The following is a 23141-nucleotide window of genomic DNA, read 5'->3' as shown; positions in this document are numbered from 1 at the left end:
CGTCACCTCCCTATATCAGCGTGAGCAGAGCTCCGTGTCCGACTCCTTCTTCCTCCAGCGTGCGGCGCCCGTCCAGAATGCGCCCCAGCGGCTCCGCCTGCAGCCTGCCTCCCTGCCCGGCATCCAGCTCCAGATTCAGCGCTTCGTCCAGCATGGCGAGCAGCTCGCCGGCCGTAACGAAGGCCGGGATCTTCAGATCCACGGCAGGGCGCCTATCCGCCTGGAAGGTCACCATGATGTAGTCCATGCAGAAGCTTCCTTTCCGTCAATTCTTCACCGACAGCAGCAGCTCGCGGTCCATCTTCATCCGGAAGGGAGAAGTCGTTCCTGCCCCGCTTGCCGCTCTCAGGTACTTCGTTTTGAACCGGTAATCCGATTCGGCCGATACCTCCACCTTCGTCACCGTCCGCTCCGTCGAGGGATCCTCGTTCTCCGCGATGTCCAGAGTGACGACGATATCGTTCCACTTGCCGTTGTTGGAGCGGAAGCGGAGCGTGTCTCCGGATCTGGAATCGAGCGAGGCGTTCATCGCCGCGCCGAATGCCTCCGAGAAGTAATCCTTGAACCGTTCGGGATCGACCTTGGCGTCCAGGCCGCGCATCGCCTCGTACTGCAGGCTGCGGTCCTTGGCGGACCGGGCTGCATTGCTGAGCGAGGTGCCCAGAGCAATCTTGTCCTTCATCACGAGGCTGATCTCCACCAACGGCTCGATCAGGATGGATGCGAGGATAACCAGCAGCAGTCCGATCGCGATCGTACGCATTCCCCTCAGTCCCGTCTAATCGAAATAGTAGGTCAAGTCCTTGTAATGCTTGAGGCCGACTGTCGTAAGCGAGAAGCTCACCGGCACCTCCTCCTCGATCTTCCTGCCCCAAACCGTGATGCTCAGCGGGTAGACGGCGCTCAGCGTCACCTTGACCGGCTTGCCTCTCTGCCTGTACGGCTTCTGAATCTCGGTCGCGTTCTCGTAGCTGGCCTCGTCGTCGGAGCCGACGGCGTCGTAGTCGTCCGCGTTGACGACTGTCAGCTTGATGTCGTTCGCCTTTTCTCTGTAGATCGGCCTGTTCTTGAGCCGGTCGAGAGCATCGTCGTAATAGCTGCGCTTGACATAGTTGTCGCCTGCCGCCACCTGGGACAGATTGAACGTCTCTACGATGAGCGTCGTATACCAGGGAAAGAAGAAGACGAGATTCGTGAACAGCATGATGGCCACCGACACCAGCATCGTCGCCAGCAGGGCTTTGGCTATGCCGCGCATGGACTCACCCGCCTTTATTTGATCAGATCATCGATCTTCTTGATGAACATGTCCCACACGTCCGTCACCCAGGTGTTCAGGTTCTGGTTGATGATGGCGACGACGGCGCCGATGATGACGATGACCGCCACTGTGATCGCAATGCCCTTGATGCCGAAGTCACCCGACTCCTCGCTCCAGAACGATTGTTTCTTGACCGGTTTCTTATCCATGACCGTTTCCCCCAGTGAAATGAATGATGTAATAGATGAGCTTGAAAATTGTACAAAGACCGCTGCTCAGGTGGAGGCAGAAATTCGGGGACAACAGCGATTGGAACAATGCTCCGCGAATGCAGCCAATAAGCGGCCTCGCGCAGGTGGAATGTTTATATGATGGACTCCTGAATTACTGGAACATCTTGATCGAATCCAGAACCGTGAACAGATAGTATATGGCGATGTACACGATCAGCACCGCGATCAGCACCAGCTGCAGGCGGGAATTGCTCCGCTCGCGCCGCTTTAGATCGTCTTCCAGCGCGACGACGCGGAACTCGTCGACCTCGTTCTTGAGGTACTCCATCTGCGAGATGTTGTCGTACCCTTTGAGCCGGGTCTCCATGATGTCGCAGAACTTGATGATGTAGTGCAGCGGCACCCGCTTCTTGAACTGCTTGAGCGCGTATTCCTCGCCGTACTCGATATTGTCGAGCATGACTCCAAGCTCCTCGGCCATATCCGGATTGGCGCTCGGCAGATAGTCCCGGATGACGTCCGCGAGATAAATGTTGACGGACTTGGCGTACTGGTAATACGCCATGCTGTAGAATCCCGGGAAATCGAGCGCGATGTTGCGGTTCTTGCGCTCGATCTTCTTTTCCAGCTCGGAGGCCGGGTACAGCCAGCCGAGGAAGATCAGCACGGCCGCCACGCACCCGATCAGCCGGTTGGCGCTCAGCGCCAGCAGCGTAATCAGCACCGCTCCACCCGAATACAGCAGCTGCTCCACCCGGATCTCCGCCGGCTTCTTCGCCAGATCGAGCCGATCGATCAGCTTCTGCAGCCGCAGCCGCTCCGGCGAGCCCATCAGACGGTCGGCATATCTGGCGGCCGTTCCGCTCTTGAACTGCTGGAACCGGGCGCGCCTCGCCTCGCTCCGCCGTTCCTTGAGCAGCCGGCGGGCGCGCTGCTTCTGCCGCCGGTTGACCGGCCGGAACATCGGATACAAGAACGCTTTGACAATGTACAGCACCGAGATCAGCGCGCTTATTTTGGCGATTGCGATCATTTGGCCCCACCGCCTCCCGGCCCGAGATTGCCCTGCAGCGCCTGGCAGCGGGCGAAGCTGATGCAGATGACGCTGACGAGCAGGGAGTTGATCACTTTGCCTGCTGTCGTATGGAGCATGAATTCCCGGAAGTCGGGCACCGACAGAGCGTAAAAGAAGAACAGGACGATGATCAGCGTCTTGAGCAGGAAATCGCGGTTCATCTTGCGGAAGATTCGATCCTTGCGGACGTTGATCTCGCGCAGCACGGCGTTTTCGTCGACGATGTCGAGGAAGATATCCGCCATCCCCTTGCGCTCGTTGTACTCGAATGTGATGGCCTTCTTCGTGAAGTTGTCGAACTTGGGGCCAAGCTGCCGGTTCAGCAGCAGGATGGCCTGCTTGAACGAATAGCCGTTGTTCTCGCAGTTGTCGATGAACTGCTGGAAGTAAGGCCGGAGAGCAGGGCGTATGTATTCTTCCGTCGCCATCACCTTCTTGATCGCGACCAGCACCCCGTCGCGCGCCAGCGGACAGATGATGTCCTCGGCGTCCATGATCGCCTCCAGCCGCTCCGCCTTGATCGACTTGGACTGCATGACGAAGTAGGTCAGCAGCCCGATGAAGATCGAGATCGTGACGACGACCGACAGCGTCACATTCTGCATGAAGAACACGATCAGGAGCGCCGTCAGGGCGAACAGGATGCAGAGGAGGGAGGTGAAGCTCTCCAGCGTCAGCGGCAGCCGGAAGTCGAGGATCAGCTCCTCTGCCAGCCGGTTGTATTTGGTGAACACGTTCTCCTTGCGCCGCACGATCCGCTCCCGCTTGATCCGCTCCACATAACGCCTGGTGTTGTAGCGGCCGAGATGCTCCGCCAGCGTGTCGACCAGATTCAGGATGAACCGGCCGGCACCCTGGAAGAAGCGGACCTCGAACACCGCATTGAAGAGCACGAAGGCGCCGATGCCGAGAAACAGGCTAACGAGAAGCGTCGTATTCATCCGGCACATACCTCTCTGTCTCGTTGTCGTCCGGCATCCGGGTCAGGAAGTCGAAGCGGCTGCGCTTGATGCCCGCCTTGAGCATGGACTGCTGCACCTTCTCCGACAGCATGCCGACGCGCTTATGCTTGCCGACGATCTTGAGCACCCGGTGCGTGCCCTTCTCCTCCAGCACATCCTCCGAGATGAACTTGTAGATCGGGTTCACGATCGGCTCCAGACCCTCGGAGCCGAGAATCTCGGATATGGAGGTCACCTTGCGCGTGCCGTCGGCCAGCTTCTCTTGGAAGATGACAAACTTGACCGCCGTGCATATATTCCTCAGCGCCAGCTCCGCCGGCTCGTTGGAGGCCATGAGGTAAGCGGTCAGGAACCGGTAGATCGCTTCCCTGTCGCCCTCGGCATGCAGCGTGGTGAAGAAGTAGTGTCCCGTCTGCGCGGCACGCAGCGCAGTCGCGAACTCGCCCGGCGTCCGCAGCTCGCCCGGACCGATCCAGTGCGGCGACTGCCGCATCGCGTTGATGAGCAGATTCTCCATCGTCGCCGGGCTGGAGTCATCCTCGTCCGGCACCGATTCGTACTGGAGCACGTCGTTGATGACACGTCCGTGATCGGTGCCGCCTTCTCTGCGCAGCAGCCTCATCTCCGAAGGATTCTCGATCGTAATGATGCGCGACAGCGGATTGATCTCCTTGATCAGCACCTCGTTCAGAGTCGTCTTGCCGCTGCCTGTCGGCCCGACCGTGATCCAGGAGAGATCCGCCTTGGGGATGAGCGACAGCAGCTTGAACATGTTGGCCGAGAACGATTCGTTCTGGATCATCATCTCCGGCGTGACCGACTTCTTGCTGAACTTCCGGATGACAAAGGCCGGCATGTCGTAAGGCGAGATTTCCGCATGGGTCGCGTTGACCCGGTAACCCTCGATCGTGCGGGCGTTGACCATCGGAATCTTCGGAGTCAGCCTCACCTTGGAGACGCCGATCAGCTTGGATATGATCCGCTCCATATGCTCCCGGTCGCTGAAATGCTGATCCCAGGCGAGCGACTTGCCTCCGCTCTCGACAAAGATCTGCTCCGGGCCGTTCGCCCGGATCTCGTCGATCGCCGGATCCTCCATCGCCTTGGTGATCGGCCCATAGTGGGTGATCTCGTCGACAAGCGCCTGCTTGAGCGAAAGCAGATCGTAGTGGCCCTCGACCGTTGGACGCTGGGAATCGACGAACTCGTTGATGTAGGACTTCGTCATCTCCCGCTTGCGCCCGGGATCGCTCTCGCGGCGGAAAGCATGCGTCGCGATCTTGGTGATGTACTTCTGGCACAGCTCGAGCACCTCGTCGAAGGTGATCGTCGTATACTTGCTTTTCAGGTCCTCCATATCCTCGGCGCTCTGCGCCTGATGGGACACTCTCTGCTGCAGCTCGCTGACCTTGGCCCGCGTAAGCATGACTTTCCTCCCCCTCTATTGGCTTCCGAGCAGATCGGCCAGCTTGCGCATCTCGCGCAGGAAATATTTGTTCATCAGTGTCGTATCCTTCACGTACAGCTTGCCCTCCAGCACCCCGCCGGCAGCGCCGCTGCGATCTTGAGCCCGAAGTCGCCCAGCACTTTGTGATCGAACGGCAGGTTCTGCAGGTTCATGAGGATCACGCTTGTGAACTTGGCCGTGCTGATGCCGATCGAGGAGACATAGTCGAGCATCTTCATGATGTTGCCCGCGACGTCGACCCGCTCCGAGCCGGTGAAGAAGCCGACATGGCAATACTTCATCGCGCCCACGCTGAGCTCCAGAGCCGGGATGTTCGGGATATCCAGCAGGATGATGTCGAACATTCCCTTAAGCGTCTCGATGACCCGCTCCAGATGCTCGAACTCGAAGTCGAAATATTCTTCGATCAGGTCGTAAGGGCTGGGCGACAGCAGGTACAGCCGCTCGTGCCTGGTCTGGATCAGCTCGTCGCGGAAGTCGGCCTTGTCGCTCTTGAGCACCCGGATCAGCCCGCCGCCCCGCTTGTTCGGCTTGACATCGAAGTATTGATAGAGATTCGGATAGAACACCTTGAGATCGACCACGCAGGTATTGAGCCCCTTCTGCGACAGCAGATAAGCCAGATTGCTGATGAGCAGCGCGTTGTCCGTAAAATCGCTCGCCGGCATGAAGCCGACGACGCTGTAGATCAGCCGGCTGTCCTGCAGCTCCGCTCCGACGAGATCGGTCGGGCTGAGCTTTTGAAAGATGCCTCCTAATTTCCGTTCTGCTTGTCGATCCACGACTCCACCTCGTTCTGCAGCGTCGGCAGCTGGTCTACGATCGCCTGGCTGTCGCTGCGGCTGAGGATCGTGATCAGCAGGGACTTGTTCTCCATGCTCTTGAACTTCGCATAGTAGTTGATCTGGTCGCTGGAGCCTTCCAGGAGCAAGGCTCTCGGCTGGATGTTCTTGAGGAAATCCTCGCTTTTCATGACGGTCTGGCGCTTGTCCTCGCTCAGCTTCAGCACTTCCTTGTACACTTCGTAAATGGAGTGGCTGTTGCCGTTCAGCATATCCTTGACGACAATGCTGTCGAACAGCACCTCGGTCTTGGTCGTCTTGCCCTGGGACACGCTGTAGATGTCGTTGGGATTGCTGGCCGCAGGCTTGTCGACCTCATAGGATACCCGGATCCGGACGCGGTCGCCCGGCATCAGGATGTCGCCGCCGGCTTCGAGAAAGTTGTAGGGGAGCGTCAGCACCTCCTGCTTGTCGTCCAGCTTGTACAGCCATTCGTTTTTCTTCGGCACCTCGGCGGCCAGCTGATCCTTGTAGAGAACGCCGTTGCCGCGCAGGTAATACTTGCTGAATTTGCCGACAGCCTCGTCCATATGCTCAGCCAGCACCATATCGTCGGTATACTCCTTGCGGATGATCGCATATTTCTGCAGCTGCTTTTCCGTCAGGACGGTATGGGCCGGAATGCCTCCGCTATCGCTGACCCGCAGCACGTCGACCGTATCCTTGGCAGCCTTGTTGGCATTGGTGATGACGACGAACGAACCGGCGATGACAGCGAGGCTGAACAGCAGCGCCATGATTTTCTTGAACGTATTGCGGTTGGGCGAAACGCTCTTGATCGTGCTCAAATCCATCTTACTTGGCTCCCTCCATCAGTCGCAGCAGCAGGTCTCCGAACGCTCTCTCGTATTCCTTGCCGGAATGGACCGCCGTTATATCGGTTTCAATCTGGGTGTCGAACTCATGGCTGAAAGGAATGCAGCCGGCCGTCTTCATCTCATAGCCGAAGCTTTCGCTGAGCCCGGAGGAGAGAAGCTCGGCCGTCTTGTCCGGCGTGAACGGCTCCCCCTGCAGCCTGGAGCGGTCGTTGTATTTCGTGACGATGACCTTGGACTTGGCGTTCATATACAGCGCGTCATCCCGGCTCAGCGCGACCTCCGCATTGCGCGCCGTGCTGAGCACGGCGTGGATATTGTTGGGCACGCACAGCCCGAAGGCATCGACATGAATCATCGCATCCCGGAACGCGGGCAGCAGATCCATCGGCAGATCCAGCACGATGAGATTGAACCGGTTCCGCAGCATCGACAGCAATCCGACCAGCTTGGAGCTGGTGCAGAACTGCTCGATCAGCTTGCGGTCCTGGAACGAATAACCGAGCGCCGCCAGCCAGAGGTTGTCCTTGACCGGAAAGGCGGTCGTCATGTAATCCTGAGGCCTCGCGAGAGTTCGGATCAAAGATGCATTAAGTTCCTCGTCCCTCTTGGTCTCGTCGTGGAAGCGGCTGAAATACATGTTTGAGCTGCGGTACTCCAGATCGAGGTCGATCAGGAAGGCGCTTAGTCCCCGCTTCTCCGCCTCGGAGACGAGATTGACAGCGGTACTCGTCACTCCGCTGCCGCGGTGTCCGGTCACAGCGACAGCCCGGCTGATGCCTCTCCCGATGCCGTCGAACGCTCTGGCGAGAGGATCCGTCGCTTCAAGCGGCGCCTCTTCCCTCGGTTTGGGCCGGAACCGGTCCAGGAATGATTTTTTGCGGTCGGGCTCCGACTCGGCTTCCCGGCGCCGCTGAGCGGCAGGCTCCCGATCGGATCGGGCGGCTTCTTTGTTGTTCCTGATGTCCGAGAGCGCCTCGAAAGCCTGCCGGTACATATAAGCCGGGATGCGGGGATATGGGCATGAGAGCGTGACGATCTGCCCTGAATACGCGCGGAGAAGATGTTCCATCCCCTTCAGCCGCCTCTCATGACGGAGCAAAAGCACCAATCGGAACCCCGATGGCCGGTTGCGGGACATCCAGGCGGCGATTCTTTCCAGATGATGGCGGTCTGTGCCGGAATCTCCGGTCAAGGCGTCGTCTGTCACCAACAGGCCGTCGACGTCAGGTCTCGCTTCTTCGAGGCCATTCAGGACGCTGCCCAGCAAGAGCTCTTCGACGTTGAGAATATCTTTGGGTTTCGGCGCGTAGGCCGCGGCAAACCGGTGCGAGAGACCGGATACGAGCAATACTTTCAATCGAATCACCTGGCGTCATAGAATTCTATCTTTATGCAAATCTCTATCATTGACCTTGACCAGCCAATATGAGAGAATAGCGCCGTTCTTTTCCAAAGCAAGCTTCAATATTTCTAGACCTGAAGGTGGCAAAGGCATGCCTTATGTATTCATGGATGGATTCATCCTATTGCTGCTTCTTCTATGTTCCGTAGCGGATATCAGATGGAGGCGGATTCCAAACAAATGGCTTCTCTTGCTGCTTCTGGCAGGCATAGGCCGCCAGTTCCTGTCCGGAACGCCTCTGGAATCCTTGCCTGGCATCCTGCTGCCTTCCTTGCCGCTGCTGCTGCTGCGCTCCTGGCTGGGGCGCGTCGGCGCAGGCGACATCAAGCTGCTGGCCGCGACGGGCGCAGCTGCAGGATGGCTGCTGAATCTGTATGTATTCCTGGCCGCCTGTCTTTTGGCGCTTGCCTGCGCGGCTCTGGTCCGAGTCGGAATGAAACGCCGGATCGTTTCGGTCCCATTCGCGCCCTTCGTTCTCGCCGCATTTCTTTCGTTATATGCAATCAGCTATGTTTGGAAAGAAATCCTTTAAAGCAGAAAAACAAATATGTGATTATTTACCTATAACCGCTCTAGAACTAGTTAAAACGACTTAAACCGTTATTTTTTTCCTGGATTGAAATCTCTACTTACCTAATTAAAGTCTCTATAAAATGTGTATTATTGCTATCATATACATTTATTTGAATTTCAATAATTACTTTCGATACTGATCATCTGGCTTTCGACGATTTTTTATCCAATTCCTTCTTATTTAGTGCTATTCGTCATGAAAATGAAGATAAAGAGCTAGTTTGGAAAAGAAATAAGTGCTCATGGTCCTAATCCTTTTTAGGTTCCTGGCAGGTAGACAAATAAAAAAGCGGTCCTGCATATGCAGGATCGCTTAAATTGCCATTCAGCTAAATTGCCATTCAGCTGAAAGGGAAAGGGAAGAAATCCATCGATTCAGCTTGACGGTTTCACTTGTTGCCGCTGCACAAGGTTGCGGCCCGCATCATTCGCCAGGGTTCCGCCACGCCAGAACAGCCATGTCGGCCGGCCCTTTGACCCCGTTCTGCCAGACGCTCTCCCGCCGAACGGTCTCGATCATCCTGAAGCCGCAATCCGACAACAGGCCGATGGCCCCTTCCTTTGCCAGAGGCAGCTCCGCTCGAATTTCCTCCACGTGGACATGATGGAACAAATACGCTCCCAACGCCCGAACAGCGCCGCCCGTCAGAGCCATCCATGCCGCCGCCGCTTCCCGCTCCTCCGGCCGATCCGGCAAGACGGCGGCAAGCAGCGCGGTCCGCGTTTTTTTATCGAAATGCACCGTCATCCATCCGGCAAGAGCTTCCGGTTCATCCGGGGCGACGATTCCCCACGATACGCTTTTCCGCTTGTAGTAGTCCCGTTCCAAATGCCCGACGATGTTGCGTACCGCGTTCAGGCTTTGCCTGCGGTCCCGGTTGATCAGGGCATGAAGCGCTTCCGCAGGAAGGGCTCGATCTTGGCCAGCTCCACTGAGCTTCCGCCGAGCCAAGGAAAATCACCGAATGTCGATTCGCCCGTCCGCTCCGCCGAACCGGTCGTCGTACTTCTCGTACATGATTCCACTCCAGTTCAAATACCGCGTAGGTACAGGCCGGAACGGACACAGCCGTCAACCCCTGCGGAACCGCTCCGGCATCCGCGGTCTCAAATCCCGCGATATACCCGAACACCCCGGATTCGCGCGGGCCGCCGGATCCGATCAGCTCGTTCGGATTCACCCTGCCCGCAATCTCGTGGGCACGCCGCAAAAAGCGCTCCCAAAGCTGTGGAATTCCATTCTCTTCCGTCAGCTGCCGGGCATCCCAATCCAGCCCCACGACCGTAAAGGCATCCTTGACGACGATTCTCGGCCCGTCCCGGAGTTTACGGCTCGGCTGCAGTCTTTCACTCATCGCCTCGACTTTGCCCAGCAGCTTGCCGAGCTCTTCCATTTGCCCTCGGATAGCTGCTTCACGCTCCTTCAGCAGCGGCTCCAAGGACTCATCTTCATGCAGGTCTCCGCTGTCTTTGAGAGCTTGAATCGTGTCCAGGCCGACCCCAAGCGAGCGCAGCCACATGATCCGCCGCAGCATGCCGAGCTGCTCGAACCCGTAATAGCGGTAGCGGTTGTCCTCTCCGACGGCAAGCGGACTGAACAAGCCGATGGAATCGTAATGGCGAAGCGTCTTTGCCGACACGTCGAAGATGCCGGCCATCTGCCTGATCGTAAGCATGGCTTTGACCTCCATTCAATAGGGAGCCTCGACATCCATTCTAAAACATTGCCGCCGGGGGAAGGTCAATCCCTTCTCCGCTTTCCGCCATTTCTCCGCTTTTCTTGTCCCCCCCGCAGCCTGGCTACCGCAGCAGCATGCCGGCCGAATGGCCGGCTGCGGCGAGCAGCAAGCCGAGCGCGACGCTGACGGCCAAATACCCGAACAGCGGCATCCACTGCTTCATCCGCCCATAACCGGCCAGCTCATACTGGAACGTAGAGAAGGTCGTATAGGCTCCCAGGAAGCCGGTGCCCAGCAGCAGGATCAGACGCGAGTCCGAGGTAGCGCCGTACAGCAGGCCGATCAGAAACGAGCCGGACAGATTGACCAGCAGCGTTCCGTAAGGAAAGCCGGACGAGCTCCTCTTTCGGACAAGCTCGATCAGTACGAATCGCAGAATCGCTCCCGCGAAACCTCCGATTCCGATATACATCCACGTCATTGGCCTCGCTCCTCTCCCGCTTGATTTCTTTCGAACGTTCCCAGCTTCACCCCGGCCATCGTCACCAGGAAGCCTCCCAGCAGACTCCCACCCGCATACAAGGCGGCGGTCCACAAATGTCCTGTTCCCATCAGCTCCGTCATTTCCCGGGAAAAGGCGGAGAACGTCGTGAAGGAGCCGATAAACCCGGTTCCGAACGAAGAACGGAAATGCGGATGGACGATGAACCGGGTCGTCGTCGCCGTATAAAAGAAGGCGAGCACGAAACATCCCGTGAAATTCACGGCCAACGTGCCGAATGGGAAGAGGGAGCTGCCCCCCGTTCCGACCCATTGGCCCAGGCTATAACGCAGCAGCGCTCCAAGCGTGCCTCCTATGCCCATCAGCATATAAATCATCTCGATCTTCTCCTTCTTTCGTCGACCAGATGTTGAACGAGTGCAATAAAATAGACCCCTACCAGCAAGCAGCGCTGGTAGGAGTCATCAGCCCTTGGGCGTTTAAAGGCGAACTCCATCGCCTATGCGGTTGAAATTATCTTATACGCGGCACGCAGCCGGCGTCAACGGATTTTCCGTTTTCCCCCAGTAAGAAGGAAAAAGATGCAGAACCTATCGTTCCGCATCTTTCTTTGCGTGGATAACCTTAAATTAGGACCAGAAAGATTTTGTGATGATGACCAGCAGAATGAACAGGACCAAAACGGCAGCTGGGCTTTTGAATGCATCGCCATATCCAGCTTCAGACATTGTTCATACCCCCTCTCGTTGATTCTACCCTACTTTATGAATCTAATCGTTGAGATGTTTGGACGGGTAGTATATTTGTGCTGATGCTAGGGTGGGTCTAGTAGATTTATAAATACGGCTGCCAGGGAGCGAACGCAACTGCCCTTGGGACTCGAATTCCGAGAGCGACCCCATTCCTTCCCAGCTTGTTTAGTTCTTTTTAGGCTGGTTGGGGGATTTGGCTTTCAAATCACGCGATCATGTCGACGACAAGGAGACTGCAGCCCATTTTATATGGACAGGTGCCCTTTTATCATTCAAAGCATATTGTAGAGTATGACAAAAAGGAGGCACACCATGCTACACAATCAATCTTATATGCCACAATCAGCTGTTATGCCTGAGCATTACCAACAGATGCAATCAAGCCCGAGCCAGGCTAATTTGGGACCTCAAGCTTATGAGCAGCCTGCTCCTTCCCCCTATCATAACAGCGTTGATTCTGGTCAAATTCAATCCCTTCCTTACATGCACGACTATCACCACATGCACGACTATCACCACATGCACGACTATCACCCCATGCATGATTTCCACCCGATGTATGGCTGTCACCCCATGATGGATGGCTATTACCCCATGATGGACGGATGCCACCCGATGTATGATTACCACCCGATGATGGACGGATGCCACCCGATGTATGACTACCACCCGATGATGGACGGATGCCACCCGATGTATGATTACCACCCGATGATGGACGGATGCCACCCGATGCATGATTACCACCCGATGATGGATGAAATGTGGGATGAGCATATGTTCCACGATTACTACCATCCTCTTTACGATGGATGGGAGTTCGAATCCTACGATTATCATCATGCTTGGCTGCATCCTATGACGTATATACATCCTCATCCTCATCACTTCTGTGTCCCCGTTCCTTGCCAACCGGCTGGCGAATCGCAGAAGAAGGCGGCCTATCAACAACCCTAAGTTAAACTAAAAAAGGCAGTTTGACTGGCAATGACATTCAATCTGCCCTTTTTATCTCAACATCCATTATGGTGCCAGACTGCCCTCAAGCCTCGAACGGCTCCTGCATGGGCCGATCGGGATTTGGATCAGGCTCGTTTGTCCGAGCGGGGCCAATCCATAAAGCTCATTCATGGAATTGACATCAAACCCTAGCAGCGGACGCCCCTCCATTCCGGATGCACAAGCAGCGAGCAGCAAGCGCTGAACCAGCATTCCCGCTTCCATTTGCAGAATCCGATAGCCGCGATAGCCAAGCTCGGCATGAAGATGTCCCCGATCGCCCGCCACATGAAAGCTCAGCGGAACCTGGAATAAGTTCACGTTATCCAAAGACATCGCATCCTGAAGCCGCGGCCTTTGATCTCCAGCCTTAACAAGCTGCAATGCATGCGCCATGCCATCATAATGATAGGAACCATCGCGAATTCCTTCAACGCCATAAAAGCAGCCATACAGCTGTACGCGGGACATCGGACTCTGGATTGAACCGTCCAGATCGTTTCGATAGCGATAGGAGCTCATGGTCTCTTGCAATAGTGCCGCCAAATCAGACTGACTCACTGGTTTCAATACAAATTCATTTTCCGGCGAGTAACGCTGCCTGCAAGCCTCTGCCAAATCATACGTGAGCCTATCTGCTTGAGGCAAAAAATGACCCTCGTCTTGATGGACGGCCTGTTGCTCTCTTCCCAGCTGTTTGAACAAAAGGGCGGAATCCATTATGGATGCTTCGTTCAGCTTGGTCAGCATGGGATAGTCCGATACTTTTTTTGAACGTACATAGTGATCGTGCTTAAGGATGGGAAGCTCGCTGCATAATTCGGCTGAAGACATCCGATTATTAGTGCTGATGTCATGGCGGAACCATTCCATGGTTGAATCTGCCGCAAGCGGAATTACAGCGTATACACTCTCCTCTGCCTCCGACAATCCAAGCAAATGGTTGACGGCACGGTCAAGAAACTGAAAATACACTCCCGTCTCAAAGTCGAAGCGCTTCGCCACCTCGAGCAGCTGGCCTATTACCAGACCTGCGTCCAGTCCCTGCAGACGATACGAGAAATTATCGTATTTATAAAAGTTTTTCCAAAATAAAGTGGATACAAAAACAGCTGCGAAGCAGCCCGTTACGTCGCAACGATCGCCTAGAGCCTTGCCTACATAGGAATCAAATCGACCTTCACGCAATAAAATCAACCGATGATGAGCCGCATCATAATGATAAATACCGTCCGGAATTTCCTCCAGCTTCAAATACAGGTAAATTTCGCTCGGATACAGCCCTCCGCCTGAAGGGACAAACCGTCTGCAAAGCTGCAAGGAGCTTTCCCATTGTTCCCCCGTATATTGCTCAACAACAGATTGACTAAGCTGTGCCAGACCGAAGGTATACCATAGAAGACACCCGATATTCCGAATTGTCGGCTTCCCATCGCCTTGGTTGCCCGCTAGCCTCAGCGGCACATCCGAAGCGAGCGAAAATACGGGCAAATGACGATACAGCTTATACGGCAGAGGCGCGTTCTCCCAATCAACCTCCGCATCCTGCGGCTTGGTTTTGTCAGGCTCGCATTGCAATTGGTGCAAAAATGCCTTCAGGCTCATTTCTCCTCCTCCTAATTCCCAGCACGAGGAAACCAACGCATACGAGAAGAAGCTTCTTATGGAAACGGATGCGGATAACCATTAAGCTGCTCCTGCTGAAGCGGTTCCTTTACATAACCGAGCTCTGCCGGTATTCGCAGCACCCGTTCCAGGCCAGTCAAGCGGACAAGATGATGGCCGAACGTCATGGGAAGCATGCCGGGAATGAGCACCTTCACACAATGAAGTCCGTTTCTCAGCGTTTCCGGCGTCGTTTGATCGACAACGATCACCTCGAGATTCAGCTCGCTGAATGTTTGCAGAATAAGATTCAATTCATCGGTCAAATCTGCATGCCATGCTTTTGGTTTAAACGCTTCTTGGAAGGAGATCACGGGACGATCAGGATCGAGCAGGAAATTCAGACGTTCTTCTGCTTCCTTCAAGCTGTACAGCATGGAGTGGTCTTCCATTTGCCGAACGAGAAAAGGATCATGCAGCATTTGCTCGTACTGCTCGCGGTTCGCCTCCAGCTTTTCGTTGAAAGCAAGCAGCATGCCCGCAATCTCATGAATGGCGCCCTTTGCCGCCCTCACAGGATCAGGATGCGCGCCGGCGGCGCAAATCATATTTACGCCTTGATCCGTCCTGTTTTTGGCAAGCGCCCACACGCTTGGAATGCCGTGCTCCATCGTCGAATCGAACAGATGCACCTCATACCCGAAAACATCGCGCAGCCGCTCCACCATCAGATTCATTTCCAAATCTCCTGTGGAACAGGGATCCAGCGGAACGAGCGGCAGCTGCGCGTACCACGTCATCAGAAACGAATCCCGCTCGACAACCTCCAGGATGCCGTAAAAGATGGCTTCCTCCAAGCTTCCTCCCAAAGCGCAGCCGTTGGAGGTTTCATATACAAATCCGTGGCCGCAGCCGGAGCTGTAATAAGCGAGCCGTTCCGGCACGAGAATAGGCTTCTCCTGAAGGAACGAATATCCCCACACCCAGTCGATCTTCCGGTCTGGATCGAAGGGTTGAAACGGAAAATCGGGCCGCTCATACTGCGCCGCGTCATGGAATCCTACTCGAGCGGGGTTCAGCGCCGACTCTGTTAACTGATTGAAGCTGTCATGAACCGCCGTCTTCTTTCCTCGCGGCGATATGCCGCAATAACGTTCCAAACCTTCCAATATCGCCGTCATTTCACTGTCCGCAAAAGAATGTGTGCGCCCTGCGCAGCCTTCATCCCCTGAAAACATCGGTAAAACAATGCTGGCGTCAGCAAATGGCGATATGAGGTCGATCATTTTTGCATTCAAAAAACCGCTGCGATTGTCCAGATAATCATGGGAAAGCACGGCCTTCAATTCCTCCATCGAACGGGTGCGGTAGCTGTTCCCGCTGATTTTCGGGCTGGACTGCAGCTTTATTCGCGAAGCTGTGGCAGAGTCATCCGGTATTCCCCCGCATACGGCACACAGCGGATCCGGCAAATAAAAATGAGCTGAGCTATGGAGCGATTGCAAATGGACAAGCTTGATATGATTTTCAACTTGAGCCGTATTTGAGGCAAGAAAGGTATGGACTTCTGCTGCAATCAGATGAGCCATATGCCATAGTCCGCTGCGAGAAGACCATATATCGGGGAAAACTTCCCCTTGCCTAATAAAGTGCTGCAGCTCCCACATGTCCTTCCGATCGTTCCCAGCCATTAAAAGCCGCAAATCAGCGCATTGCGAGCAGCCTGCTTTCCCAGGAACGACAAGCGGGCCGATGACGCCTTCGCCAAAGGCTACAAAACCGCGCAGCCACGGTATACCGGATTGCTTGAATAGTTCCTCTGCCTTAAGATGCGAGGCTGAATCGCAGCCGTCGCTAAGCACGAGCGCAAGATCAGCCGTTTCGGGCAGCTCGGAATCCATATTGTTCACTCTTGCAAGCTGACAGCTTGCAGACAATAGATCGTTTACATAGTCCGCAAGCTGACCCGCGCCAACAACCGCCACAGTAGCGCTCACGCTTCAACCTCCTCTCGAAGCGAGATGCCGTATACTCCGGCCAGCTTCTCTTTTAAAAAAGGCTCTGGAGTCAAGTCAAATACGAGCAGAAGCTTGCGGCTGCGGTTCAAATGCCGCACAGCAGCCTGCAAAACCTCCCGATGCTTCAATGGGTCGCAGGCAGGGATTGAAATCGAGTCCATTGCAGCTTCTTTTACATGTATGGAAGACATATGATGCCCTTTCCCCGCCAATGGATCCGCTTTGTTTTGAGCATCCAGCAGGGCAGTCATGAGCACGCTCCGCAGTGCCCGGGTTACATTGAGATCAGCGGCATCGTACCAGCGGCCGTTGGCTTGCAGCCACACAACAGGAAAACCGGATACTGCCTCGCCCAGTCCGAACGTTGGCGATCCTTGCATCGCAGCCAAGGCGTTGATATAGTAACGGCATCGCTCATCCTCTACCTGGCTCAGCTTCACCAGCTTTATAGACGGTGTGCGAGCTTCGTATGCCTTGATCCGGGCATTCATTAAATACTTTTGCAAGGCGCGGCAAACGCCCTCCTCCATCGTCTCGCCGGCACCTACGCTTGCGATCTCATCGAAGCCTGGAACGTCGGATAGTCCGCTTTCCTCATAAGCCTGATCGGTCTGCACATTCGCCATACGCGACACATAAGCTTCGATTCCGCTGAGACCCGCTTCCCTGCGAGCCTCTTCATGCGTATAACCGTTACATATCTTTTCAGGAAGAAGAAGCGCAGGGCCGACGGACAGCGGATCGACAGGCTGTACACGGCACTGCGATAGCGGAAGCTGCCGCAGCTCCCCTTCCTCCCATAGATGGAAGAGGCCTGTTTCCGTTGATGTCAGCTGACTGAAGAAAGGCAGCAGTTCACTAGAACCCCGTTTCTCTGGATCCGCTCCTGCTTGCAGCTCGACAGCTTCGATCCTCTCGATGAATCGTCGACCATCAACCAATGGATGAGGAAGAAACGAATGCCAATTCCCTTCCAGCGTTTCTAGATTAAGTAGAAACAGCTTATTGTTTTTCTCCGGTTTTGTTACTTCTGCTGCTGTTTTCAACCATTCGAAGACGATAACGTTAGCGAGCAGCGATTCCGCAATGGACGAAGCAGCGTGAATATTTGCATCCTTATAAACGGCAGAATGATGGACTCTGCGCCATGCCGATTCCCAATCACCCTCCGAATTCGAATACGAGAGCGGAACCGCCAGACCAGCCTGCCCAAAAATAACAGCCGGCAGCAGCACCTTGTTTTTTTGTCTGCAACTTTCATTAAGCAATCTCAGCTCTGGCTCTCCTTCTTGATCCGAGACGAACAATACCGCATCATAAGGCTCTACAATCGAAGACCAATCCACCCCCCCGTCCTTCGGCAAGCTGATCTCGTCCACCTTGACCTCTGAATCCAACTTGCGATAATGCTGCTCCAGCTCCAAAATCCGTTTTCGGTCCGCCGTTTCCGAGTTCAGGCTCAGCAAGCCGAATTGCGGCAATCCGGACTCGAATAATGATTTGACAAGCGAAACCAAAAAAGTGCCAGCTCCAACAACAAGCACGCTGGACTGACGATACAATTGAAATCGATATGCGCCTGACCCGTCAAAGCTGTCCAAAAATTCAATTTGAGAACCATAGTTCTTCACAATACGCTCTTCCAGCTGATGGGGGCGATCCTGACTTACATCTTGGACATAACCGTTCGCATACAATACTTTTGCAATCTCATAAACATGATTGCGGTATTGTTCCGGCAATCCGTCCGTTAAATCATGCATCGTATGCTCGCCGTTGAATACAGGCATCAATTTTTCAATCCATTGACCAATCGTGCTGCCTTCCATCCGAAATGAACCGATATTGTTGCGGAAATAGACGCTTCCGTCCGAGCTGGGGAGAAAAAAAGTATCTCCTCTCACTTTAAGGCGCGTAGAAGGATCCAAATTTCATTCCTCCTTAGGATGAAATCCAACTTTTCATAAGAAATGAGGTCCTTTATAAGGGTATGTAAGGCTATTTGTCCGTCATGCCAGCACATGCATAGAAATAAGACACCCCTGCAACCCAAAAGCGTTTGCAGAGATGTCTTGAACCTTCATTTAACGCTATAGCCGCCTTATTACCGGCAACGGGCGCAGCCTCCGCAGCGGGCGCAGCCTCCGCAGCGGGCACAGCGGGCACATCCGGCGCAGCCGCCGCAGCCGCCGCATCCACCGCAGCCGCCGCAAAAACCGATACAAAAGCCGATGCAAACGCCGATACAAAGACGAGCATTATTAGGATCCACTTGACCTTGACCCGCATTCGGAGTTATGCCGCTCGCTTTGAACGCATCCATATTCAAATTTTGAAGATCGTTCTTAAATTCATTCATCTTAGTAGCCTCCGTTATATGTTCATGTGAAGATCATCGGCACGCACAAAAAAGGAAATGAAAGGAGAACAATCCAACTGGTCCTATGCCGACAAACGTTCATGACATATACGTATGAAAAAAGCTCCGCTGGTGTTACTGATTCATTCGCCTACTGCTCTGTACGCCTCGATAAAACCATCGCAAGCATGTATAATAACGACCAAGAAATACTAATTCACAAGAAACGGGAGTGCTCCCTGTGAACCGACACGACGCTTTATTACAACCATTGCTGCAAGAAGAGACGGACCTTCAGTTCTCCCTTTTCACGAACGAAACCGCATACAAGGTTGGAACCAGCATGATAGAAAAAGCGTTGCTGGAGAACAAATCAATCGTCGTCGATATTCGAAAAAACGGCGAGCTGTTATTTTACAGCAGAATGGAAGGCACATCTTCTCATAACGATGAATGGGTGTCATGGAAAAATAACGTTGTCCATCATTTCGGCCATAGTTCCTACTATATGCACATCCTGATGAAATCGACCGGTTCAACGGTGAAAGCCTACGGTCTCGATCCGGATGATTACAAGGCTGAAGGCGGCGCCTTCCCGCTGCGCTTGGAAAAGGAAGGAATCGTTGGCACCATAACGGTATCGGGACTGCCTGGCGAGGAAGATCACTCCATGGTTGTTTCTGTGTTGAAAGAATTGCTGTTGTAAAATGGGATAGGAAAGAAAGCAATCCTTAGCAAGATAGCAAAAGAGAGAAGCCCAGATTGGGCTCCTCTCTTTTTAACGATAACTTGCTATTACATTATAGATGTCTTGACGGCACGTCATACCATGGACACGTTTAATCCGGAGGATGTAATTTATTGATGTTTACAACGTAGGATACTTGAGCAGTCGTGCCCTTTTTCAAGGCAACAACCAGGAGATTCTCTGAATCGATCCAGGAGAAGGTCTCGATAACAGATCCTGCGTCAGGGGAAATAACCTTGGTTGCGGCATTCTCGGGATCGGTGACAACAATAATGTTCGTATTGAAAGAGGTCGGATCGGGGAAATTCAGCATCGCAAATTTAGGGGACGCAATATCGGCCAGAATCATATCGACCCTGCCTATGCCTTCAACCAGCGACAGCTCTTTCTTCGAAGTAAGACTGGCTACTTTGACGCTCTTAAGCTCAGGAATGACCAGGTACGGATAGGAAACTACGCTCTCTGGGCTTACGTGGTCTTGGACAACGGACTGCTTGCGATTTTCGAGATCGATGCCGAAGATGGTGTCCTGAGAACGGATAAAGGCCTGATTGCCTTCCCCCCATCCAATGAATTCATAACCGCCGGAGAATGCCGGGAATTGTTCTTGAGTCTTAAAGTTTTTCACCCAAAGCTGTCCATCGCCCCGGCCATTTTCAACGGCTTCGCGGTTGGAGAAGAAAATCATGAATTCTCCCTTGGGGTTGACACGAGCGCGACCGCCCCAAACGAGAGGGAGATTCTCGATCTGTTTCTTTTCCAAGGTTTCCCTGTCATACTCACCGACAGTGTCGGACAGCATCTTCGCAATCTTGCCCTCCGCGATATCCAGTCCATACAAGGAGCCATTGTAATCCAGCACATATCCGCTTTGATTTGCGATCGGGGTGAGCTGGTAGCCTTCTTCGCTATTCGGCAGCACGACTTCTTTCTTCCCATTTGCAACGGAAGAGAATTTCAGCTTGGTCTTTTTACCATCGAAATCAAAGTCGATTGTCTTCTCCTTTTTATTTTTGTCCACCTCGATGCCGGCCTCCGTTAGCTTTGCAGCTTTGGACGGATGTTCTTTAGCGGCTTTACCAGACACGGGATCGATGGAATCAATGATGTCTTTTTGGGCTGCCTGATCGGTTTCAGAGAAGATCACGCCATCGAAAACTTTGAGCGATCCCTGAACTTTATCCGGGTAAGTCCCATACGCAGCCCCAGCTCCTGCAGCCAGGATCAACACGATGCCTGAGAAAAGAAATGCCTTCTTTTTCACATTGCTTCGCTCCTCCACGAACGGATTGGATTTCACCAAAGATTTCGCAAGAAAACGGCCATTTTGCCGATCTATATATAAAACAGCCTTCAACTCGGCTTTGTTTCAGGATAGAACCATATTTTACAAATTCTGCATCTCAATCGTTCCATTCTCTCTCCGCCTCTATTTCTTCGCCTTTCGCAAGCTCTGAACTCCGGTATCAGCCGAGAACGATCCCTCTCTGCTTGTAATACAAATGTAATAATTCCTTCAGCTAGGTTTCAGTAACCGGTTTTATACTACTATCAGACCCCCCTTATTCATATATTCTCTCTGGGCCCGCGAGCAATCGCGGGCCTCTTTTTTTTGCCGAGGCTTTTCTCCTTCGTCCCCTTGAAGCGGCAGGCTTCTTGTCCCAATCCATCGTTCAACTGCCTGGGCCATTCCGGCATGATCGCCGCCGGCTTTGCGCCCCTCCGAAGCGCGTCCTGAAAACGCTGCTCGGAGTCCGGGCGATTTGATTCGACCCTTCGCGATGTCGAGGATGAAGCTCCGATAAAAGCGAAAAAAAAGGCAGCGGGGGCATGCGCCTCATCCGTTGCCTTTTTTTATCCTTGTTAACTCCGCTGTGCCCGCACCGCTTCCGCGAACTGCCGTGCCCGATCCTCCATGAGGTCGAACCGGCCCTCGCGAGCCCATTGCAGATTGACAATCTTGCTTCCCAAGCCTACGGCATCCGCTCCCGCCCGCAAATAATCCCCGATGTTGTCCAGATCGACGCCGCCGGTCGCCATCATGGGAATAAGATTCAACGGAGCTTTCAGCTCCTGCAGGTAACGATGGCCGAGGGAGGCCATCGGGAATATTTTGACCGCTTCCGCCCCCGCCTTCCAGGCTCGGACGATCTCGGTCGGCGTCATGACTCCCGGCCATACGGATATGCCTTCGGCAGCGCCGAAGGCGACCACTTCCTCGTCGAGGTTCGGCGAGATGATGAACTGCGCGCCGGCGGAAGCCGCTTCCCTCGCCTGCTTGAGATCCAGTACCGTTCCGGCGCCAATATAGGCCTGTCCGTCATAAAGCTCTCGCCAGCGGGAAAGGATCGGCAAAGCTTCGTCGGTATTAAGCGTAACCTCCATCAAGGAGATGCCGCCGCGGATGAGCGCTCCTGCCGCAGCATCCGCTTCCTGCGCTCCGATACCCCGGAATATCGCGACGATTTTTTCCTCCAGCAGCACATCAAGCAGCTTGGCCATCGGATTTACGCCCTTTCCCCGTCTTCGGCTTTGTCCCAGTAGTCGTACAGGATCTTGGCAAATAAATTCGGAAAGGCATAATGGCGCATGTCGCCAGGGCCGATCCAGCGGTATTCCGGGGGCAGCTCAGGTGAATTGCCTGCAGCTGCCGCATTCGCGCCGGCCGTCGCGCTCTGCGACGCCGCTGCCGTCTCCACGGAAGCCGCATAGGCTTCTCCCGTCTCGGCGGCGGCGCTTGCTGCCCGAGGCCACGCCGCGCTTCCGGAAGAGTCCAGCTCGGCCAGATATACGCGCATTGTCCAATGAAGATGGCTGAACGTATGCTCCTCCGCTCCCCACCAGCGGCGGGGAACGGCCGTCAGCCCGCTCTCCTCGCGCAGCAGGCGCCGCAGGTCGCCGGCATCGGCCGCCTGGCGCTCCACCGGAGGCTCCGCGAGCAGGTCCGGCTTGCGGCCTCGCTTGGCGGGACCGGCTCCGGGCTCGTCCAGCAGCACATGCGGCAGCTCCCAGAGGCTCGCAAGAAGGCCGGTATCCGGGCGCTGGCGGATGAGGACGCGGCCGGCATGCTCGCCGGTGCCTTCAATGACGGCGGTCAGCCGTACTTGAGGCTTGGGCGGCTTGGCCTTCGTCTTGACCGGCAGCTCCAGCTCTCGCCCGGCGATGCGGCCCGCGCAGTGGACCATGACGGGACAGGTCAGGCAGCCAGGCGTTCTCGGGGTGCATACGAGCGCGCCCAGCTCCATCAAGCCCTGATTGAAATCGCCCGCGGCTCCATCCGGGATGAGAGAAGCGGCCAGCTTTTCCATTCCAACACGGGTAGCAGGCTTGGCGATATCCTCGTCGCGGTTGAAGTAGCGGGACAGCACGCGCATGACATTGCCGTCGACAGCAGGCTCCGGACGGTTGAAGGCGATGCTCATGATCGCCCCGGACGTATAGGGTCCTACACCCTTGAGCGAAGAAACGGCTGTCTTGTCATCGGGAATCGAGCCTCCGTGAACGGTCATGACTTCCTTGGCCCCGGCTTGCAGATTGCGGGCTCTGGAATAGTAGCCGAGGCCTTCCCAGTGCTTGAGCACATCCGCTTCCGGCGCCTCCGCCAAATCGGCAAGCGTCGGGAACCGGCTCATGAACCTCTCGTAATACGGAATGACCGTATCCACTCTCGTCTGCTGCAGCATTATTTCCGACACCCAGATCCGATAGGGATCCCGATTGCGCCGCCATGGCAGCACCCTTCGATTTTGGCGGTACCAGATCAGCAGCTCCCTGCTGAAATAGGCGGATGGACTTGCCCCGCTTCCGTCCTGGAGGGCGGCTTCGTATTCTGTCATTCTTGATTT

General features: G+C 54.8%; 25 protein-coding genes and 1 riboswitch. Of the genes, 3 read left to right on the top strand and 22 right to left on the bottom strand.

Translation table 11 applies throughout. The features are described 5' to 3' along the window. Positions 1–10: 10 nt before the first annotated feature. The 10 genes from VE23_RS22240 to VE23_RS22195 all read right to left on the bottom strand — a co-directional run bounded on the left by VE23_RS22240 (position 11) and on the right by VE23_RS22195 (position 8016). Positions 11–247: an EsaB/YukD family protein gene (locus VE23_RS22240; protein ID WP_048749324.1), complete on the bottom strand. Its 237-nt coding sequence runs from the start codon at positions 245–247 to the stop codon at positions 11–13. An 18-nt stretch (positions 248–265) separates the two neighbouring features. Then, positions 266–763: a hypothetical protein gene (locus tag VE23_RS22235; protein ID WP_048749321.1), complete on the bottom strand. Its 498-nt coding sequence runs from the start codon at positions 761–763 to the stop codon at positions 266–268. Between the two features lie 15 nt (positions 764–778). After that, positions 779–1258 (bottom strand): hypothetical protein, encoded by a 480-nt coding sequence (locus tag VE23_RS22230; protein WP_049869165.1) that lies wholly within the window; start codon positions 1256–1258, stop codon positions 779–781. A 14-nt stretch (positions 1259–1272) separates the two neighbouring features. Next, on the bottom strand, positions 1273–1470 hold the full coding sequence (locus tag VE23_RS22225) for a hypothetical protein (RefSeq protein ID WP_048749319.1): 198 nt from the start codon (positions 1468–1470) through the stop codon (positions 1273–1275). Between the two features lie 175 nt (positions 1471–1645). Next, positions 1646–2527 (bottom strand): hypothetical protein, encoded by an 882-nt coding sequence (locus VE23_RS22220; protein WP_049869163.1) that lies wholly within the window; start codon positions 2525–2527, stop codon positions 1646–1648. Then, positions 2524–3510, bottom strand: coding sequence for a hypothetical protein (locus VE23_RS22215; protein WP_049869162.1), 987 nt, complete (start codon positions 3508–3510; stop codon positions 2524–2526). Before VE23_RS22215 ends, VE23_RS22220 begins: the two co-directional genes overlap by 4 nt. After that, positions 3488–4957 (bottom strand): ATPase, T2SS/T4P/T4SS family, encoded by a 1470-nt coding sequence (locus VE23_RS22210; RefSeq protein WP_021878928.1) that lies wholly within the window; start codon positions 4955–4957, stop codon positions 3488–3490. The genes VE23_RS22215 and VE23_RS22210 overlap by 23 nt, the downstream gene beginning before the upstream one ends. Before the next feature lie 89 nt (positions 4958–5046). Further along, positions 5047–5781 carry a hypothetical protein gene (locus VE23_RS22205; protein WP_049869160.1) on the bottom strand — a complete coding sequence of 245 codons (735 nt, stop codon included), beginning with the start codon at positions 5779–5781 and terminating at the stop codon, positions 5047–5049. Continuing rightward, positions 5754–6635, bottom strand: a complete 882-nt coding sequence (locus VE23_RS22200) for a hypothetical protein (protein ID WP_021878926.1) — start codon at positions 6633–6635, stop codon at positions 5754–5756. The genes VE23_RS22205 and VE23_RS22200 overlap by 28 nt, the downstream gene beginning before the upstream one ends. A 1-nt stretch (position 6636) precedes the next feature. After that, positions 6637–8016 (bottom strand): hypothetical protein, encoded by a 1380-nt coding sequence (locus VE23_RS22195; protein WP_049869158.1) that lies wholly within the window; start codon positions 8014–8016, stop codon positions 6637–6639. Between the two features lie 136 nt (positions 8017–8152). Between VE23_RS22195 and VE23_RS22190 the strand changes: the two genes are divergently transcribed. Further along, positions 8153–8593 carry a prepilin peptidase gene (locus VE23_RS22190; RefSeq protein ID WP_049869157.1) on the top strand — a complete coding sequence of 147 codons (441 nt, stop codon included), beginning with the start codon at positions 8153–8155 and terminating at the stop codon, positions 8591–8593. A 465-nt stretch (positions 8594–9058) separates the two neighbouring features. On the opposite strand, the gene VE23_RS22185 is transcribed toward VE23_RS22190, so the two are convergent. The 5 genes from VE23_RS22185 to VE23_RS27510 all read right to left on the bottom strand — a co-directional run bounded on the left by VE23_RS22185 (position 9059) and on the right by VE23_RS27510 (position 11543). Next, positions 9059–9376: a hypothetical protein gene (locus tag VE23_RS22185; protein ID WP_157054018.1), complete on the bottom strand. Its 318-nt coding sequence runs from the start codon at positions 9374–9376 to the stop codon at positions 9059–9061. A gap of 28 nt (positions 9377–9404) precedes the next feature. Beyond that, entirely contained in the window at positions 9405–10310 is a 906-nt protein-coding gene (locus tag VE23_RS22180; protein ID WP_049869154.1) for a MerR family transcriptional regulator, read from the bottom strand. Positions 10311–10434: 124 nt separating this feature from the next. Beyond that, positions 10435–10794 (bottom strand): fluoride efflux transporter FluC, encoded by a 360-nt coding sequence (locus VE23_RS22175; RefSeq protein WP_049869152.1) that lies wholly within the window; start codon positions 10792–10794, stop codon positions 10435–10437. After that, positions 10791–11192, bottom strand: a complete 402-nt coding sequence (locus VE23_RS22170; protein ID WP_049869150.1) for a fluoride efflux transporter FluC — start codon at positions 11190–11192, stop codon at positions 10791–10793. The genes VE23_RS22175 and VE23_RS22170 overlap by 4 nt, the downstream gene beginning before the upstream one ends. Before the next feature lie 71 nt (positions 11193–11263). Beyond that, a riboswitch (Fluoride riboswitch) is annotated at positions 11264–11324 on the bottom strand. Positions 11325–11444: 120 nt separating this feature from the next. Further along, positions 11445–11543, bottom strand: coding sequence for a YjcZ family sporulation protein (locus tag VE23_RS27510; RefSeq protein ID WP_232312936.1), 99 nt, complete (start codon positions 11541–11543; stop codon positions 11445–11447). A 336-nt stretch (positions 11544–11879) separates the two neighbouring features. On the opposite strand from VE23_RS27510, the gene VE23_RS22165 reads away from it, so the two are divergent. Further along, the gene (locus tag VE23_RS22165; protein ID WP_049869149.1) at positions 11880–12524 is read left to right on the top strand and encodes a hypothetical protein; all 645 of its coding nucleotides are present in this window, start codon (positions 11880–11882) and stop codon (positions 12522–12524) included. Between the two features lie 66 nt (positions 12525–12590). On the opposite strand, the gene VE23_RS22160 is transcribed toward VE23_RS22165, so the two are convergent. The 4 genes from VE23_RS22160 to VE23_RS26120 all read right to left on the bottom strand — a co-directional run bounded on the left by VE23_RS22160 (position 12591) and on the right by VE23_RS26120 (position 18548). Then, positions 12591–14171 (bottom strand): SagB family peptide dehydrogenase, encoded by a 1581-nt coding sequence (locus VE23_RS22160; protein WP_049869147.1) that lies wholly within the window; start codon positions 14169–14171, stop codon positions 12591–12593. 56 nt (positions 14172–14227) lie between these two features. After that, positions 14228–16168 carry a TOMM precursor leader peptide-binding protein gene (locus VE23_RS22155; RefSeq protein WP_049869145.1) on the bottom strand — a complete coding sequence of 647 codons (1941 nt, stop codon included), beginning with the start codon at positions 16166–16168 and terminating at the stop codon, positions 14228–14230. Beyond that, positions 16165–18117 (bottom strand): putative thiazole-containing bacteriocin maturation protein, encoded by a 1953-nt coding sequence (locus tag VE23_RS22150; protein ID WP_049869144.1) that lies wholly within the window; start codon positions 18115–18117, stop codon positions 16165–16167. Before VE23_RS22150 ends, VE23_RS22155 begins: the two co-directional genes overlap by 4 nt. A gap of 176 nt (positions 18118–18293) precedes the next feature. After that, positions 18294–18548, bottom strand: coding sequence for a heterocycloanthracin/sonorensin family bacteriocin (locus VE23_RS26120; RefSeq protein WP_084781624.1), 255 nt, complete (start codon positions 18546–18548; stop codon positions 18294–18296). Positions 18549–18789: 241 nt separating this feature from the next. On the opposite strand from VE23_RS26120, the gene VE23_RS22140 reads away from it, so the two are divergent. Beyond that, entirely contained in the window at positions 18790–19254 is a 465-nt protein-coding gene (locus VE23_RS22140; protein WP_049869141.1) for a heme-degrading domain-containing protein, read from the top strand. Positions 19255–19387: 133 nt separating this feature from the next. Here VE23_RS22140 and VE23_RS22135 read toward each other — a convergent pair whose 3' ends face one another. The 3 genes from VE23_RS22135 to mutY form a co-directional block, all read right to left on the bottom strand. Further along, positions 19388–20560 carry a hypothetical protein gene (locus tag VE23_RS22135; protein ID WP_048748889.1) on the bottom strand — a complete coding sequence of 391 codons (1173 nt, stop codon included), beginning with the start codon at positions 20558–20560 and terminating at the stop codon, positions 19388–19390. Positions 20561–21159: 599 nt separating this feature from the next. Further along, positions 21160–21798, bottom strand: a complete 639-nt coding sequence (locus VE23_RS22130) for a bifunctional 4-hydroxy-2-oxoglutarate aldolase/2-dehydro-3-deoxy-phosphogluconate aldolase (protein ID WP_048748883.1) — start codon at positions 21796–21798, stop codon at positions 21160–21162. 5 nt (positions 21799–21803) lie between these two features. After that, positions 21804–23132, bottom strand: coding sequence for an A/G-specific adenine glycosylase (gene mutY, locus VE23_RS22125; RefSeq protein WP_049869139.1), 1329 nt, complete (start codon positions 23130–23132; stop codon positions 21804–21806). Positions 23133–23141 lie beyond the last annotated feature (9 nt).

Source organism: Paenibacillus sp. D9 (genome assembly GCF_001188365.1).
GTDB classification, from domain to species: domain Bacteria; phylum Bacillota; class Bacilli; order Paenibacillales; family Paenibacillaceae; genus Paenibacillus_O; species Paenibacillus_O humicus.
The sequence above is the reverse complement of the archived record's forward strand: the minus strand, read 5'-3'. Positions and strand labels throughout refer to the sequence as shown.

Bases quoted from the DNA above. Each gene is read 5' to 3' on its own strand.
- VE23_RS22240 (WP_048749324.1), bottom strand. From the start codon at position 247: ATGGACTACATCATGGTGACCTTCCAGGCGGATAGGCGCCCTGCCGTG.
- VE23_RS22235 (WP_048749321.1), bottom strand. From the start codon at position 763: ATGCGTACGATCGCGATCGGACTGCTGCTGGTTATCCTCGCATCCATC.
- VE23_RS22230 (WP_049869165.1), bottom strand. From the start codon at position 1,258: ATGCGCGGCATAGCCAAAGCCCTGCTGGCGACGATGCTGGTGTCGGTG.
- VE23_RS22225 (WP_048749319.1), bottom strand. From the start codon at position 1,470: ATGGATAAGAAACCGGTCAAGAAACAATCGTTCTGGAGCGAGGAGTCG.
- VE23_RS22220 (WP_049869163.1), bottom strand. From the start codon at position 2,527: ATGATCGCAATCGCCAAAATAAGCGCGCTGATCTCGGTGCTGTACATT.
- VE23_RS22215 (WP_049869162.1), bottom strand. From the start codon at position 3,510: ATGAATACGACGCTTCTCGTTAGCCTGTTTCTCGGCATCGGCGCCTTC.
- VE23_RS22210 (WP_021878928.1), bottom strand. From the start codon at position 4,957: ATGCTTACGCGGGCCAAGGTCAGCGAGCTGCAGCAGAGAGTGTCCCAT.
- VE23_RS22200 (WP_021878926.1), bottom strand. From the start codon at position 6,635: ATGGATTTGAGCACGATCAAGAGCGTTTCGCCCAACCGCAATACGTTC.
- VE23_RS22190 (WP_049869157.1), top strand. From the start codon at position 8,153: ATGCCTTATGTATTCATGGATGGATTCATCCTATTGCTGCTTCTTCTA.
- VE23_RS22180 (WP_049869154.1), bottom strand. From the start codon at position 10,310: ATGCTTACGATCAGGCAGATGGCCGGCATCTTCGACGTGTCGGCAAAG.
- VE23_RS22175 (WP_049869152.1), bottom strand. From the start codon at position 10,794: ATGACGTGGATGTATATCGGAATCGGAGGTTTCGCGGGAGCGATTCTG.
- VE23_RS22170 (WP_049869150.1), bottom strand. From the start codon at position 11,192: ATGATTTATATGCTGATGGGCATAGGAGGCACGCTTGGAGCGCTGCTG.
- VE23_RS27510 (WP_232312936.1), bottom strand. From the start codon at position 11,543: ATGTCTGAAGCTGGATATGGCGATGCATTCAAAAGCCCAGCTGCCGTT.
- VE23_RS22165 (WP_049869149.1), top strand. From the start codon at position 11,880: ATGCTACACAATCAATCTTATATGCCACAATCAGCTGTTATGCCTGAG.
- VE23_RS22160 (WP_049869147.1), bottom strand. From the start codon at position 14,171: ATGAGCCTGAAGGCATTTTTGCACCAATTGCAATGCGAGCCTGACAAA.
- VE23_RS26120 (WP_084781624.1), bottom strand. From the start codon at position 18,548: ATGAATGAATTTAAGAACGATCTTCAAAATTTGAATATGGATGCGTTC.
- VE23_RS22130 (WP_048748883.1), bottom strand. From the start codon at position 21,798: ATGGCCAAGCTGCTTGATGTGCTGCTGGAGGAAAAAATCGTCGCGATA.
- mutY (WP_049869139.1), bottom strand. From the start codon at position 23,132: ATGACAGAATACGAAGCCGCCCTCCAGGACGGAAGCGGGGCAAGTCCA.